Origin of the sequence: Pseudovibrio sp. Ad37, from assembly GCF_001623075.1 — a bacterium.
Lineage (GTDB): Bacteria > Pseudomonadota > Alphaproteobacteria > Rhizobiales > Stappiaceae > Pseudovibrio.
This window is the reverse complement of the sequence record NZ_LMCF01000106.1, coordinates 35,990-50,450: the sequence shown is the minus strand read 5'-3', so window position 1 is coordinate 50,450 and position 14,461 is coordinate 35,990. Positions and strand designations below refer to the sequence as shown.

Here is a 14,461-nt window from a genome sequence, read left to right as displayed (position 1 = left end):
GGGAGGACCAGCAGGTGATCTTCAATTGCCAAGGATGTGTTATGACGAGTTGGATCGAGAGTGCGAACGCACCGCACTGCCATTTCCCAATCCAAAATCTTCCCTACGGCGTGTTTGCCAAAAACGGTGAAGAGCCACGGTGTTGTGTTGCGATCGGTGACATGGTTGTTGACATGGCTGTGCTGGAATCTGCCGGCCTTCTCAAAGCGGGCGCCGCCACTACAGTTTTCGATAAGCCAACTCTGAATGCCTTCATGGGCCTTGGCAAAACATCCTGGGACAGCGTTCGCAAGCAGCTGACATCGCTGTTTGCGAAAGGCGGCAATGAAGCCCTTTCCGGCAATGATATCCTGAAAGCAAAAGCGCTGGTGCCAATGAGTGCAGCGCAGATGTACCTGCCTTTCGCGGTTTCTGAATACACCGACTTTTACGCCGGCAAGCAGCATGCCATGAACATTGGCACTATTCTTCGCGGTGCTGAGAATGCACTACCACCAAACTGGTTGCATATCCCAATCGGATACAATGGCCGCGCCTCAACGGTCGTTGTATCCGGTACAGATATTAAGCGCCCTCTGGGTCAGACCAAAGCCCCAACCGCTCAGGTGCCATCCTTTAAGGCTTGTGCACGCCTCGATATCGAGCTGGAAATGGGTGCGGTTGTTGGTACGCCAAGCACTATGGGTCAGCCGATCACCGTGCAGGAAGCCGATGATATGATCTTCGGTTATGTGCTGCTCAACGACTGGTCCGCACGCGACATTCAAGGCTGGGAATATCAGCCGCTTGGTCCGTTTCAGGCGAAAGCATTTGCGACCTCCATCAGCCCGTGGGTTGTGACGAAGGCAGCACTGGAATCCTTCCGCACCAGCACACCAGAGCGTGAGAAAGAACTTCTGCCTTATCTCAATGAGCCGGGTCCGATGATCTACGACATTGAGCTGCAGGCCTACATGCAGCCAGAAGGCGCTGACAAAGCGACTTTGCTCTGCCACACCAATTACAACCGCATGTACTACTCTGCGGCACAGCAGCTGACCCACCACGCCATTGGCGGCTGTAAAATGAACACGGGCGACCTGCTCGGCTCCGGCACCATTTCCGGTGCGGACAAGGCTGAGTTTGGTTCCCTGATGGAACTCACATGGGGTGGCAAAGAGCCGATCACTCTGGACAGCGGTGAAAGCCGCACGTTCATCGAGGATGGTGACACCCTGACGCTGACAGGCTGGGCACAGGGCGATGGCTTCCGCATCGGCTTCGGCGAATGTACCGGCAAAATTCTGCCAGCTCCAGATTTCAAAGCATAATTTAGGATAGTGACGATGGCTAAAGCATTTGCATCCAGTGGCGACATGGAAGCCAAAAAGATCTCCTTCACCGAAGTTGGACGCGATCTGTATGCGTTCACCGCTGAAGGTGATCCAAACACCGGCGTTATCATTGGTGATGACAGCGTCATGGTGGTTGATGCGCAGGCAACCCCTGTCATGGCTCAGCTCGTGGTAGATAAAATCCGCGAAGTCACTGACAAGCCGATCAAATACGTAACCCTGTCTCACTACCACGCAGTGCGCGTGCTGGGTGCTTCCGGTTACGGCGCTTCAGAAATCATTGCCTCTGAAAAGTGTGAGGGCATGATCTATGAGCGCGGTCAGGAAGACTGGGACTCCGAGTTCGGTCGCTTCCCACGCCTGTTTGATGCAGCGGACTCCATTCCGGGTCTTACGTGGCCAACTATGACCTTCAAAGACCGGATGACCATCAACATGGGCAGCCGCAAGGTTGAGCTGATGCATCTGGGCCGTGCCCACACCGCTGGCGACATCGTTGCATGGGTTCCGGATGAAGGCGTGATGTTCACCGGTGACATTGTTGAGTACCACTCCGCTTGTTACTGCGGCGACGGTCACTTCAAAGATTGGGGCAACACGCTCGACGCAATCAAAGCCTACAATCCAGACGCAATTGCACCGGGTCGCGGTGATGCGCTTGTAGGCAAGGAAATGGTCAATAAAGCGATTGAGAACACCCGCGACTTTGTTGAAAGCACCTACAAGCCAGCAGCCCGCGTTGCCGTTCGTGGTGGCTCTTTGAAAGAAGCATGGGATGCTGTGCGCGCAGAATGCGATCCAAAATTCGCTGACTACGCAATCTACGAGCATTGTCTGCCGTTCAACGTCGCACGCGCTTTTGACGAAGCGCGCGGCATCGAAACACCACGTATCTGGACCGCTGAACGCGATCAGGAAATGTGGGCAGCATTGCAGGGCTAATATGAATGAGCTGAGGTGAGGGTGTCCTTTGTTGGCGGCTTGCAAGCTGCACAAAATCCTCCTCACCACCTTTCTCCAGTGAAGAGATAAAGGTCGCAACGCTCAAACCAAATCGAGGTGGAAGACCTAAAGAGAGATGACAGGAAACTACAGAATTTGGGTCACTCGCATCAGAGCGAATGCATCCAAGAAATAGAAAATACTGGCTCACGGCAACAGCTTGAGTTCTTGTCTCTCTCAGCATTTTGGCAGTGTTTATCCTGAACACCAATTTTGCTGGTCCCTTCCACCTTCAATACCGCAGGCGAAAGCCACCCCATATGCGTCAGGGCGCCGGATGGACCCCAAGTTCCAACCGGCTCTCCAAAGTTGATTGATGTTTTGCCGGATGCTGGCTGAGGCATCACACTTGCTGGGAGGCAGCGTATGACGAAAAAAAAGATTTTCGAAGTTCCGCTTTATCCATATGTCCGGTCGCCGGATCAGGATGCGGAAAAGGCAGTGCGCCATAAGGTTGTTGTGGTGGGAGCAGGCCCGATTGGTCTGGCCGCAGCAATTGAGCTGGCCATGCAGGACGTTGAAGTTGTTGTTGTAGATGACAACGACAAGGTGAGCTGGGGTTCCCGTGCGGTTTGCTATGCAAAGCGTCCGCTGGAAATCCTCGACCGCATTGGCTGTGGTGATCAGTTTGTCGACAAAGGCGTTCAGTGGAACGTGGGCAAGGTCTTCTTTGACGAGCGTCAGGTTTATCAGTTTGACCTGTTGCCAGAAGACGGCCACAAGCGTCCGGCTTTCATCAACCTGCAACAGTATTACTTTGAAGAGTATCTGGTTGACCGGGTCAAAGAGCTGCAAGCACAGGGCAAGCCTATCGAGATCCGGGGCAACAACAAGGTTGTCTCCGTTGATCAGGGCAATGACTTTGCAACTGTTGAGCTGGAAACACCAGATGGCAACTACTCCGTTGAAGCCGACTGGGTGATCGCGTGTGATGGCGCAGCCTCTCCAATCCGTGCCATGATGGGTATGGATTTTGTAGGCCGCATCTTTGAAGACAACTTCCTGATTGCTGACGTGGTTATGGAAGCGAACTTCCCGACGGAGCGCTGGTTCTGGTTCGATCCGCCATTCAACCGTGGTCAATCCGCTCTTCTTCATAAGCAGCCAGACAATGTGTGGCGCATCGACCTGCAGCTTGGCTGGGATGTCGACAAAGAAGAAGAGAAGAAGCCCGAAAATGTCATTCCACGCCTGAAAGCCATGCTGGGCGAGGATGTAAACTTCGAGCTTGAGTGGGTTTCCATCTACACCTTCCAATGCCGCCGTATGGAACAGTTCCGCAAAGGCCGTGTGATCTTTGCTGGTGACAGTGCCCATCAGGTGTCTCCATTTGGTGCCCGTGGTGCGAACTCCGGCTTGCAGGACACAGACAACCTGATCTGGAAGCTGAAGCTGGTGATGGACGGTACGGCTCCGATGAGCCTGCTGGACACCTATGATGAAGAGCGTGTGTTTGCTGCTGAAGAGAATATTTTGAACTCTTCCCGCTCCACTGACTTCATCACGCCGAAATCTGCGATCAGCCGTGTGTTCCGCAATGCTGTGCTGGACCTTTCCGAGGCTGCCGAGTTTGCCCGCCCACTGGTCAACTCCGGTCGTCTGTCCGTTCCGGCCACTTATGACGGGTCTTCTCTGAACAGTGATGATTGTGCTGGCATGCCAGTGCGCTCTCGTCCGGGCTCTCCGGCAGCAGATGCACCAACCGCGAATGGTTGGTTGCTGGACCAGCTGGGCAACAAATTTCAGTTGCTGGCAATCAACACAGATGTGCCGGACACTGTCGATGTTGGCGGCGTGACCATCTCTGCACTGCGTGTAAATGCGACCGATGAGATCAAGGATCGTTATCTGGGAGACAAGTCTTCCGCTGTTTATCTGATGCGCCCGGACCAGCACGTTGCTGCCCGTTGGGAAATCTATGACGGTGCCAACGTCGCACAGGCCCTGAACCGCGCTATCGGCATTTTTGAGCAGGAGGCCGCACAATGAGCCATCTGAATACAAAAGCAAACATCGCCAAACCGGACGAGTTTTATCACGATCTTCTGGTTCTGCATGAAGGACGATCTGAAGAGGAAAGCGAAGCGCTCAACGCCAAGCTGGTTCTCATTCTTGCCAACCACATCGGGGATGCAAGTGTTCTTCGTGAAGCAATGGACCTGGCTGCCAAAACACAGGCCAGAATACAGGGAGGAGGCGAGGCTTAGTCGCCTCGGTTAGAGTCTTATGAAAATTGAGCAAATTCACCACGTTGCCTACCGTTGTAAAGACGCAAAAGAGACCGTTGAGTGGTACACCAAAAACCTCAACATGGACTTCGTACTGGCCATTGCAGAGGACAAGGTTCCTTCCACACACGAGCCTGATCCGTACATGCATCTGTTCCTTGATGCAGGCAACGGCAACGTGCTGGCGTTCTTTGAACTGCCAACCAAGCCGGAAATGGGCCGTGACGAGAACACACCAATCTGGGTGCAGCACATTGCCTTCAAAGTGAAAGACCGTGAAACTCTGATTGAGTTTAAAGAGCATCTTGAAGGCAACGGCATTGATGTGCTGGGCGTGACAGATCACTCCATCTTCCATTCCATCTACTTCTTCGATCCAAACGGACACCGCGTCGAGCTGGCTTGTCCGGATCCAGCAGAAGAAGAAAAACTGAAGCGTCTCGACGCTGTGAAGTGGGACATGCTGGAAGAGTGGAGCCGCACCAAGAAAGCACCGCACCATGCTGACTGGCTGCACGCGAAAGAACTCGGCAAAGCCTAGGACTAGGACCGCCTGAAGAATGGGGACTGGGAGGTTCCCGTTCTTCATCCAACAAAATAATTTTATTGGTATCTTTAGGGAGGGAGCCATGGAATTCTTGAAGACGAAAGTTGCCCGCCGCACGCTGCTTGGCATGGCAACAGCTGCCATGTTGGCGCCAACTGCATTTGCAACCGCTGCTTACGCAGAAACCAAACTGGTTCTATCCAGCTGGCTGCCACCACGCCACCCGATTGTGGTCAACGCAATCAAGCCGTGGGCAAAGGAAGTTAAGAAGGTTACTGATGGCCGCGTTTCTGTGCGCGTTCTGGCAAAACCTGCTGGCGCTCCACCTGCGCACTTTGACATGGCTGCTGACGGCGTTGTCGACATCACATATGGTCTGCACTCCTTCACCAAAGACAACCGCTTCCAGCGCTCCCGTATCGGCCAGTTTTCCTTCCTCGGAGATGACGCTGTTTCCGGTTCCAAAGCATTTTGGGATGTTTACGCAAACGATCTGGATGCGCAAGCCGAGCACAAAGGCACCAAGGTTCTTGGTCTCTTCGTTCATGGCCCAGGCGTGTTCCACAACAACGTGCGCAAGCTGAACACACCAGCGGACATCGAAGGCCTGAAGGTCCGTGTGCCGGGCGGTTACATTGCTGATCTGGCAAGTGATCTTGGCGCGTCTCCGCTGTTCATGCCATCCGGTGAAGTGTACGAGACCCTGTCTCGCGGCATCATCGACGGTGTTACCTTCACCTATGAAGCTCTGACCGCATTCAAACTGCTGGACCACGTCAAATACTCCATGCGCGTTCCTGGCGGCATTTACAACACCACATGGTTCCTCGTGATGAACGAAGACAAGTGGAAGGGCATCTCCGCTGAAGATCAGGCCGCTATCATGGCAATTTCCGGTGATGCTTTTGCTGAGCGTGTTGGTAAAGCCTGGAACGGTGCTGACGAGAAGGCAATCGAGCGCATCAACAAAGCTGGCATCGAAATTTATGATGCATCTCCTGAAATGGTTGCGGCCATCAAGGAAAAAGCTGCTGGCTACGAGACCGAATGGGCAAAGGCTGTTGCAGAAGATGGCTTTGACGGCACTGCTGCTCTGACAAAGTTCCGCAAATCTACAGGCGTAGAAAAGTGATCGGGTCGAACAACTCTTCAGGGGGCGCATCGCGGGTGCGCTCCCTCGCCAACCTCATTGAGCTTGGCCTTGGAATATGTTGCGCGTTACTCCTCGCGGGTCTGACTGGCCTTACAGTCGTTGATGTGGTTGGCCGTTATTGGTTCAACGCACCTGTTCGCGGTGCTTTCGAAATCACCCAGCTGATGCTTGGCGCTCTGGTTTTTACAGCTTTGCCGCTAACAACCTCTCGTAAAGAACATGTTGAAGTGGACATGATCTACGGCATGGTTCCTCCAGTCATGCAATCTCTGATGAAGGGCATTGCCTGGTCTGTTTCCACTGTCACGCTCCTGATCCTCTCCTGGCGGCTGGCTGCACACGCAGAACGCCTCATGGAAGATGGAGCCGTCACCAATGCTTTAGACATCCCATTGGCACCCCTTGCCTGGATCGCTGCTGTCTGTGCGCTGCTGAGCGCCTGTTACACATTCGTATTCTTCAAAAAAGCATTCCGCAGAGGTTTTTAAAGTCATGTTCGAATCCCTTATCGGCTTTGCAGCTCTGCTCGTCCTCATTTTCCTGCGCGTGCCAATCGCCTTCGCTATGATCTTTATCGGAGCGGCTGGTTTTGCGTGGCTGCGCGGCTGGTCTGCCACATGGTCTGTTGTCAGCAGCGTGGGTTTTGAAACCAGCCTGTCTTATTCGCTCTCTGTTGTTCCGCTGTTCATCCTCATGGGCAACCTACTCACCATCTCTGGTGTCAGCCACGGCCTTTATGCTGCTGCAAACCGCCTTTTGGGCGGCGCGCGCGGAGGCCTTGCCATGGCATCAGTTGTGGCGTGTGGTGGTTTTTCGGCTGTTTGCGGATCATCTCTGGCAACTGCGGCAACCATGTCCAAAGTGGCAATGCCGTCCATGCGCAAGTACGGTTATGCAGACAGTCTGGCCTCTGGTTCAATTGCCGCTGGCGGCACGCTTGGCATCCTCATTCCGCCATCCGTGGTAATGATCATCTACGGCCTGTTGACAGAATCCGACATCGGTAAACTGTTTGTTGCTGGTGTTATTCCAGGCATTCTGGGGCTCCTGCTTTACATTGGAGCCATCTACGTCGCCACGTTGATCAACCCCTCTCTCGCTCCCAAGGCAGAAGGTGTTGAACCATTCACTCGCAAGGAAAAGCTCGGCGTCTTTGCTGTGCTCGGCCTGTTCGCTGTGATCATGGTTGGTATCTATGGCGGGTTCTTCACGCCGACTGAAGCTGCTGGTATCGGGGCAGGCACGTCCTTTCTGATCGCACTGCTCATGGGCGGTATGACCATTAAAAACCTCTACCACGCCATGCTGGAGAGCGCCCGCACCACAGCTATGATCTTCATGATCATCATTGGCGCAGAAGTGTTCTCCAACTTCGTGAACTTTGCAGGTTTGCCAGACACACTGGCGGAATGGGTGCTGGATCTTGAAGTCAACGCCTACATGGTAATCCTCGGCATCGTGCTCATTTACATCGTGCTGGGCTGTGTGCTGGAAAGCCTCTCCATGATCCTGTTGACCGTGCCGGTTTTCTATCCGCTCATTCTGGAACTGGACTTTGGCACCGAAGTGCTGAACGATCCAGAAGCCGTGCTCATTTGGTTTGCAGTGATTGTAGTGGTCGTCACAGAGATAAGTTTGATCTCGCCTCCTGTCGGGCTCAATGTTTTCGTGCTGCGTAACGTGCTGCAGGATGTGAAACTCTCCACGATCTTCAAGGGCGTATTCCCATTCTGGGTATCCGACCTTGTACGCCTCGCGCTGCTGATCGCCTTCCCGTGGTTCTCTTTGTGGCTCGTCGGAGCCATGTAACCACACCGGATCTGAGATCAACGAAAAAAGGGAGGGCACCAGCTCTCCCTTTTGGCATTTTAGGGCCGCGTACTCATCTCGCATCCTAACAAACGCACGAACCGGCAATTAACCCGCAAGGCCCATAGTAGCCGCAACAAAAATAAGGCTGAGGGTTTCATGGCTCCTAACATCGCCATTATCGGGGCTGGCCCAACCGGGCTCACTGCTGCGATTGAGCTCAAGCGTCGCGGCATCATTCCAACTATATTTGAAGCACGCAACTGTCTGGGTGGACAGTGGGCTTATGAGGTACTTACCGACGAGCCTGTTGATGTGCGCGACCCGCAAAGCCAGAGCGTCTATTCTGCTATGTACCCCAAGCTTTGGGCCAACCTGCCCAAACGTGCCATGCAAATCAGCGACTACAAACTGCCAGAGGATCTGCAGCTGTTTCCGGGCCGTGTTGATGTTTTGGATTACATCGACGCCACCGCCAGAGAAGCCGGCATCCAACCGCTCATCGAGTTCAACACGCCGGTCAAGCACATTGCCAAAGCTGGCGATGGTTGGCGTGTGAGCACTGAAGGCACAGAAAAGATCTTCACCCACGTGATTGTTGCAACCGGTAAGGACAGTTACCCCAACTTTCCAGAGATCGATGGATTGGATCGTTTTGAAGGACCTGTCACCCATTCCCAGTCGTACCGCCTGCCTAATCTTTATGACGGCAAACGTGTTGTCTTGATTGGAGCCTGTGTCTCTTCAGAGGATATCTCGCTGGATCTGAGTCCGCATGCTGAGCAGGTGTACATCTGCGGTACGTTCCCCCCAAATGGACACAAATGCTATGTCCGCGACGGACTTTACGGGCAGGGGCTCAATATCAGCCAGCATGCACGGCCAGAGCGTATTGAAGGTCGTAAGGTCTACCTGCAAAACGGGGAAGTCCTGCACGACGTGGATGATATCATCCTGTGTACGGGATATATCTACAATTTCCCCTTCCTGAAAGGTTCTCTGGATGACATAGAACTGAGCGGGTGCTCCATGGGGCCGCTGTATCTGAACATGTTTTACCCACCAGACCCGACCCTTATTTTCCTTGGTCTGCCGCGGTTCACCGTCCACTTCGCCAACATTCATCTGCAAAGCATTTACTGCGCAAAGATCTTAAATGGTGAGTTGGATCTACCACCTTCCGATGAGATCAAACGGGAAATCGCCAATGGTGGTTGTGTCCTGCAAAAGAATCCAGCCAATCTGGAAGAGTACCACAACAGCGTGTTCGAGAGCTTCACCAGACTGAGCGATATGACCGGAGAGCCTGACCTGGACTGGAGGACCTTTTTAAATACGCTCAACGATCATAAACGCCAGTACCAACAAAACTACCGTCTTCATCCCTTCACCTACGATCTGAAGGAATAGAGAAGATGAGATTGCTCTGACTTACTACGATCATTGCCATTCGCCTCTTGCCTTTATGCGATTCGTATACGATATGTATATCAATCATATAAAGGGCCGTTTCCATGGGCATTGTAAAAATCTCTGATGACCTGCATGAGGAAATCAGAAAAGCGAGCACGGTCATGTCTCGCTCCATCAACGCGCAAGCAGAGTTCTGGATCAAAATGGGCATGCTTGCAGAGTTGAACCCAACGCTGAGTTACACAGAACTGGTTCAACAACAGCTCAAAGCTTGCAAGGTCGCTCCCCCAGAGGTGATCGAGACATGAGTGCAATTATCATCAAAAACACCGATGAAGTCGCACTGATGCGCCAGTCGGGCAAACTTCTCGCTCAAGTCTTCAAAATGCTGGAAGACGTTGTGAAGCCCGGGGTTTCGACGCTTGAGATCAATGACCGGGTAGAAGATTATATCGTCAACGAGTTGCACGCCCGCCCAGCCAGCAAAGGCCAGTACGGCTATATGTTTGCGCTCAACTCTTCCATCAACGAAGTCGTTTGCCACGGCATCCCCGACAAAGCACGCAAGCTGACAGCCTCAGATATCATCAATGTAGACATTACATTGGAGAAGGATGGCTTCATCGCAGATTCCAGCACCACCTTTGTGATGCCGGGTGCCTCTCGCAAAACACAAAAATTGGTCAAGACCACTTACAAAGCCATGTGGGCCGGCATCAAAGAAGTGCACCCCGGTGCAAGACTGGGTGATGTAGGTGCTGCCATCCAGCAGGTTGCCGAAAGTTCAGGTTATTCCATTGTGCGTGACTATTGCGGCCACGGCATTGGGCGGGACATGCATGAAGGCCCATCCGTGATGCACTTCGGCAAACGTGGCACTGGTGTTGTGCTGAAAGAAGGCATGACCTTTACCATCGAGCCTATGGTCAACGCAGGCACAGAGCTCACCGTCACCAAAGAAGATGGCTGGACCGTCGAAACCCTCGACCGCAAACCCTCCGCCCAATGGGAACACACCGTACTGGTGACAAGCACCGGCTTTGAAGTGCTGACACTACGGGAAGGGGAAAGGGTACCGGGGTAGGAGAATGAGGCTTTATCTTCTCCCTTCTGGGCAATTTTCAAGTTAGATTCACACATCCCGGAAGCGTTATTCGCATGCGGGGTGTGTGAATGTGTCAGTGAGTTACCAGCCTATGCCAGTTCTGGTTCCGCTTTGGCGCGCTGAGTGGCATGCAATGTGCTGCGTTTGTATTGCTGCCAGTCCTCGGCATAATCACAATCCAGATACTCTTCAAAATAAGGGCCACCATAGGTGTAGTGAACGAGCGCGGCCTCTGGATTGTATGGATAATCTTCAACCAGATGGTTCCAGACAAGCGGCAAAGAGCCGATCAGGTTGTCATCTCCTAACCACTTAAATTGGTGCAGTTCGAGGCCTGACCGAGTGTTCACATACTCTGGTGTCAGCGCTTTACACCTAGCGTTATTGAACATCATTACACTCGACCAGTTCTTCTTTTCATATTTGGACTGGACGTTATTGAGGAACTTCGTGTCACTGACTGGCGTGTAATCGTGCTTGCAACACATCGCCGCATAGTCGTCATCGCGCATATTCCAAAGCTCTGCAATATCTTTTCGCACGATCATGTCGCAATCCATAAAGATCGACCAGCCTTCATAATTGGACAAATACGGCGCCAGAAAGCGACTGAATGAGAACTCGGTGGACTGAAGCGGATGTTTGTCGCGTTTGAAGATACTGCGCACGTTATTCAGAGCGATGGGTGTAATGGAAAGTGGAAGGGATGAGTTCTCGATAATGCTTTGAACAAGCACATGATAGGCAATCGTTTCATTGGAATCATAACCAATGAATATCCGAACACTCTCTGACATTTTAAGCACCACCACTTTGTTGAGAAAATAAATTTCACAAACTTGATGGTGCAATTTGAATGGAAAATGTCAGACTAATAAATCCGCGAGTTCTTGCTGTGTTTTAATGCGTTGTCATATTCCGTAGGTTATTGATATATTTTAATAATACTAAGATCATGCATAACTGCAAAGCAATCACTCATATTTCCATCTTTGCTCAATTCATTAGTTTAGTTAATTATTCGCAGTGCATTGCAAAGTTAGGTTGCTGTCACTGACGCATACCGTTCCAAATAAATATTCAATGCCGATATCGCTCTTCAGCCTCATAATACACATCAAAGCCGACAGCCTTTTGCAGGTCTTCAAAGGTCATGGCAGGGTCAGGGAAGATGCCTTGTTTCATCTTATCCAAGGCTTCCTGCTGCGCTTTGATCATGCCCATCAGGCCAGTGAACGGGTAGGTTGAGATGGCGAAACCAAGCTCCTGAAGCTCAGCTGGTTGAAGGAATGGTGTTAGTCCGCCCTCCAGCATGTTTGCCATTTTAGGACCTTCAACTTCATCACAGTAGCGTTTCATTTCTTCAACGGTCCGCGGCGCTTCCACAAAGGTCATGTCAGCACCAATTTCGCGGAAGTTTTTGGCGCGCTCTATGGCTTCATCCAGGCCATGCTCGGCGCGGGCATCTGTGCGGGCAAGCACCAGAATATCTGCACCTTCGTTCTTCGCATCTACAGCCGCACGAACGCGCATGAAGGCTTCCTCACGATCCACCACGTGTTTGCCTTTCGTGTGACCGCAGCGTTTGGGCGCCAACTGATCTTCAATCATCACACAGGCCATACCGGCATTGGCATAGCCCTTGACTGTGCGTTTGACGTTGAGAGCGTTTCCATAACCTGTATCACCATCCCCAATCACGGGAATGTCGGTCGCACCGGCAATGTTACAGGCCTGATCAACCATTTCAGCATAGGAGATAAGGCCCGCATCCGGTTGCCCGAGACGAGCCGCGGAAACACCAAACCCACTCATGAAGGCGAGGGGGAAACCGGCTTGCTCAATCAGGCGAGCGGAGAGGGCATCCCAGCAACAAGGCGTTACATTCAGTTTGCCGCTCTCGAACAGATCTTTAAGCACCTGAGCTTTTGACATTTTTATGGGCCCATCTTCTATGTGTTATAAGGGATATACAGGGCAAGCCCTTGCCAAAAGTAAAGCAGGGCGGCAGTTGCCAGCATCATGAGTGCAAACGGCCACGCACCTTTGGCGACCTCTGACAATTTCGCCCCGCCAACAGCTTGAATAATAAAGAGGTTCATTCCCACGGGTGGTGTAATCAGCGCAGTCTCGATGAGCACCACGAAAAAGATGCCAAACCAGATCGGATCAATGGACATTCCCACTAGCGCAGGAAACAGGACTGGCACCATGATCAGCAACATGCTGAGAGATTCCAGAAAGAAGCCAACGATCAGCAACACCAGACCAACGGCGAGTATAAACAGGCCCGGCTCAGAGATGTTGGTGGTGAGCAGTGTGGAGATATCCTGCGGCAACCGATAAAGAGTGATGGCGTAGGAGAAGACCTTTGCCCCCGCAATGATGAGGAACACCATGGTGGTGGTCTTCATGGATTTATGGTTGGCTTCCTTCATCTTCTCCCAGTTCATCCGTCCCATGACGAATGTGATGAGAAGCGCCATGACAAAGCCAATGCCAGCACTCTCCGAAGGTGTGGCGATGCCCATGTAGATGGACCCGATGATTGATCCAGCCAATAGCATTGTCGGCAGCGCCATGAAAGTCGCGCGCCTGCGTTCCGCCCAGCTCGCTTTCTCAATGCGCTCATACTTGCTGTTAAAGCGCGAATAGAGCATGCCGTAGATGATGAACACGCTGGCCAGGAACAAGCCGGGACCAATACCCGCCAGAAACAGTTTCGGGATCGAACTCTCAGTGACGATGCCATACAGGATCAATGGGATTGAAGGGGGAATGAGAATTCCCAATGTGCCACCAGCGGCCAACATACCCAGCACAAACGGGCGCTCGTAACCGCGAGAGGTCATCTCGGGGATCGCAACTGTTGCAATGGTGGCCGCGGTCGCCACAGAAGAGCCCGAAACGGCAGAAAACAAACCGCAAGACAGAATGGTCGCCACGCCAAGTCCGCCCGGCCAATGGCCAACCCAGCTTTGAACAGCCGCAAACAGATCCTTGCCCACACCACCTTTCAGCAGCACGTTTGACATGAGCAGAAACATAGGCACGGCCAGAAGTTCAAAACTGTCCATTGAGCCATAAAGGCGCTGGGGGACGGCATTCAGTGGCAGCGGAAAATACCAGAGCAAGAAGACACCCAGCGAACCTAGCGCAAACGCAACCGGCACACGGAGAATAAGAAGCAGCAGCAAGGCCGCGAGAATGAGAAACGCAGTCATGCTTAGCCCCTAGATCTCATGTTGCAAGGTATCGTCAGCTGGCACACCGTCGCGCCAGATTTTCACGGCCTCAGCAATGGACTGAAGGCCCAACAAGGCAAAGCCAACCCATACGGAGGCATGAGTGAACCACTTCGGCAAAGCCAGATAAGTATCTGTGGTGTGGCCACGCAATGTGGACTTGAGCCAGAGACCGTAACCATACCAAACCGCAGTGATGCAAAAGAGCAGGATCACCAGAATAGAGAAGGTCTCAACCACCTTACGCAGCACTGTATCAGGACGTCGGAAGGCAACATCAATGACGATCATCTCGCGGTGCTTCAGTGCAAAGGCTGCGGCAAGATAAGCCCCCCAGATCTGACCGATCCGAGAGATTTCATCCACCCATACAGTCGGGCTGTTGAAGACGTACCGGGAGACGACCTCATAACAGATGAAAAAACCAATTGCGAAAAACACCCAGGCAGCCAATTTGCCGGTGAATTCGGAAATATGATCGATGAGCTTAATCACGGCTGAACACCAAATGGACTTGCCGGAGAGCAGACACACACTGTTTGGAATGATCATTTTGTGCAGTCGGCTCCCTCAAAATAAAGGGGACCCAGAACAGGATGGGCAGGAAAGGAGCCCAATGGCTCCC

The 14,461-nt window shown here is 52.5% G+C and carries 15 protein-coding genes; 11 read left to right on the top strand and 4 right to left on the bottom strand.

Going from position 1 to position 14,461, the window contains the following annotated elements; translation table 11 throughout:
• Positions 1-41: 41 nt before the first annotated feature.
• The 11 genes from fahA (at position 42) to map (ending at position 10,570) form a co-directional block, all read left to right on the top strand.
• Entirely contained in the window at positions 42-1,310 is a 1,269-nt protein-coding gene (gene fahA / locus PsAD37_RS16810; RefSeq protein ID WP_063297137.1) for a fumarylacetoacetase, read from the top strand.
• A gap of 15 nt (positions 1,311-1,325) precedes the next feature.
• A complete protein-coding gene (locus PsAD37_RS16805; protein WP_063297136.1) occupies positions 1,326-2,276 on the top strand; it encodes an MBL fold metallo-hydrolase in 951 nt (316 codons plus the stop codon).
• 426 nt (positions 2,277-2,702) lie between these two features.
• Positions 2,703-4,325, top strand: a complete 1,623-nt coding sequence (locus tag PsAD37_RS16800) for an FAD-dependent oxidoreductase (protein ID WP_063297135.1) — start codon at positions 2,703-2,705, stop codon at positions 4,323-4,325.
• On the top strand, positions 4,322-4,543 hold the full coding sequence (locus PsAD37_RS16795) for a DUF2783 domain-containing protein (protein WP_057461347.1): 222 nt from the start codon (positions 4,322-4,324) through the stop codon (positions 4,541-4,543). Before PsAD37_RS16800 ends, PsAD37_RS16795 begins: the two co-directional genes overlap by 4 nt.
• A gap of 19 nt (positions 4,544-4,562) precedes the next feature.
• Positions 4,563-5,105, top strand: a complete 543-nt coding sequence (locus PsAD37_RS16790) for a VOC family protein (protein WP_063297134.1) — start codon at positions 4,563-4,565, stop codon at positions 5,103-5,105.
• 88 nt (positions 5,106-5,193) lie between these two features.
• The gene (locus PsAD37_RS16785) at positions 5,194-6,243 is read left to right on the top strand and encodes a TRAP transporter substrate-binding protein (RefSeq protein WP_063297133.1); all 1,050 of its coding nucleotides are present in this window, start codon (positions 5,194-5,196) and stop codon (positions 6,241-6,243) included.
• Positions 6,240-6,752, top strand: coding sequence for a TRAP transporter small permease (locus PsAD37_RS16780; RefSeq protein WP_208991925.1), 513 nt, complete (start codon positions 6,240-6,242; stop codon positions 6,750-6,752). Before PsAD37_RS16785 ends, PsAD37_RS16780 begins: the two co-directional genes overlap by 4 nt.
• Positions 6,753-6,756: 4 nt before the next feature.
• Positions 6,757-8,073, top strand: coding sequence for a TRAP transporter large permease (locus PsAD37_RS16775; protein WP_063297131.1), 1,317 nt, complete (start codon positions 6,757-6,759; stop codon positions 8,071-8,073).
• 159 nt (positions 8,074-8,232) lie between these two features.
• The gene (locus PsAD37_RS16770) at positions 8,233-9,483 is read left to right on the top strand and encodes an NAD(P)-binding domain-containing protein (protein ID WP_063297130.1); all 1,251 of its coding nucleotides are present in this window, start codon (positions 8,233-8,235) and stop codon (positions 9,481-9,483) included.
• 104 nt (positions 9,484-9,587) lie between these two features.
• On the top strand, positions 9,588-9,794 hold the full coding sequence (locus PsAD37_RS16765) for a ParD-like family protein (RefSeq protein WP_057461352.1): 207 nt from the start codon (positions 9,588-9,590) through the stop codon (positions 9,792-9,794).
• Complete coding sequence (map, locus tag PsAD37_RS16760; RefSeq protein ID WP_063297129.1) at positions 9,791-10,570, top strand: type I methionyl aminopeptidase; 780 nt, start codon at positions 9,791-9,793, stop codon at positions 10,568-10,570. The genes PsAD37_RS16765 and map overlap by 4 nt, the downstream gene beginning before the upstream one ends.
• Before the next feature lie 110 nt (positions 10,571-10,680).
• Here the strand turns inward: map and PsAD37_RS16755 are convergent, their stop codons facing one another.
• The 4 genes from PsAD37_RS16755 to PsAD37_RS16740 form a co-directional block, all read right to left on the bottom strand.
• On the bottom strand, positions 10,681-11,388 hold the full coding sequence (locus PsAD37_RS16755; protein ID WP_063297128.1) for a glycosyltransferase: 708 nt from the start codon (positions 11,386-11,388) through the stop codon (positions 10,681-10,683).
• A gap of 283 nt (positions 11,389-11,671) precedes the next feature.
• Positions 11,672-12,526 (bottom strand): oxaloacetate decarboxylase, encoded by an 855-nt coding sequence (locus PsAD37_RS16750; RefSeq protein WP_063297127.1) that lies wholly within the window; start codon positions 12,524-12,526, stop codon positions 11,672-11,674.
• Between the two features lie 17 nt (positions 12,527-12,543).
• On the bottom strand, positions 12,544-13,815 hold the full coding sequence (locus tag PsAD37_RS16745; protein WP_063297126.1) for a TRAP transporter large permease: 1,272 nt from the start codon (positions 13,813-13,815) through the stop codon (positions 12,544-12,546).
• 9 nt (positions 13,816-13,824) lie between these two features.
• Positions 13,825-14,388, bottom strand: a complete 564-nt coding sequence (locus tag PsAD37_RS16740) for a TRAP transporter small permease (protein ID WP_208991924.1) — start codon at positions 14,386-14,388, stop codon at positions 13,825-13,827.
• Positions 14,389-14,461: the final 73 nt, after the last annotated feature.

Coding starts and splice junctions, on each gene's coding strand:
- PsAD37_RS16765 (WP_057461352.1), top strand. CDS start 9,588: ATGGGCATTGTAAAAATCTCTGATGACCTGCATGAGGAAATCAGAAAA.
- PsAD37_RS16740 (WP_208991924.1), bottom strand. CDS start 14,388: ATGATCATTCCAAACAGTGTGTGTCTGCTCTCCGGCAAGTCCATTTGG.
- PsAD37_RS16770 (WP_063297130.1), top strand. CDS start 8,233: ATGGCTCCTAACATCGCCATTATCGGGGCTGGCCCAACCGGGCTCACT.
- fahA (WP_063297137.1), top strand. CDS start 42: ATGACGAGTTGGATCGAGAGTGCGAACGCACCGCACTGCCATTTCCCA.
- PsAD37_RS16790 (WP_063297134.1), top strand. CDS start 4,563: ATGAAAATTGAGCAAATTCACCACGTTGCCTACCGTTGTAAAGACGCA.
- map (WP_063297129.1), top strand. CDS start 9,791: ATGAGTGCAATTATCATCAAAAACACCGATGAAGTCGCACTGATGCGC.
- PsAD37_RS16750 (WP_063297127.1), bottom strand. CDS start 12,526: ATGTCAAAAGCTCAGGTGCTTAAAGATCTGTTCGAGAGCGGCAAACTG.
- PsAD37_RS16785 (WP_063297133.1), top strand. CDS start 5,194: ATGGAATTCTTGAAGACGAAAGTTGCCCGCCGCACGCTGCTTGGCATG.
- PsAD37_RS16800 (WP_063297135.1), top strand. CDS start 2,703: ATGACGAAAAAAAAGATTTTCGAAGTTCCGCTTTATCCATATGTCCGG.
- PsAD37_RS16755 (WP_063297128.1), bottom strand. CDS start 11,388: ATGTCAGAGAGTGTTCGGATATTCATTGGTTATGATTCCAATGAAACG.
- PsAD37_RS16795 (WP_057461347.1), top strand. CDS start 4,322: ATGAGCCATCTGAATACAAAAGCAAACATCGCCAAACCGGACGAGTTT.
- PsAD37_RS16745 (WP_063297126.1), bottom strand. CDS start 13,815: ATGACTGCGTTTCTCATTCTCGCGGCCTTGCTGCTGCTTCTTATTCTC.
- PsAD37_RS16805 (WP_063297136.1), top strand. CDS start 1,326: ATGGCTAAAGCATTTGCATCCAGTGGCGACATGGAAGCCAAAAAGATC.
- PsAD37_RS16775 (WP_063297131.1), top strand. CDS start 6,757: ATGTTCGAATCCCTTATCGGCTTTGCAGCTCTGCTCGTCCTCATTTTC.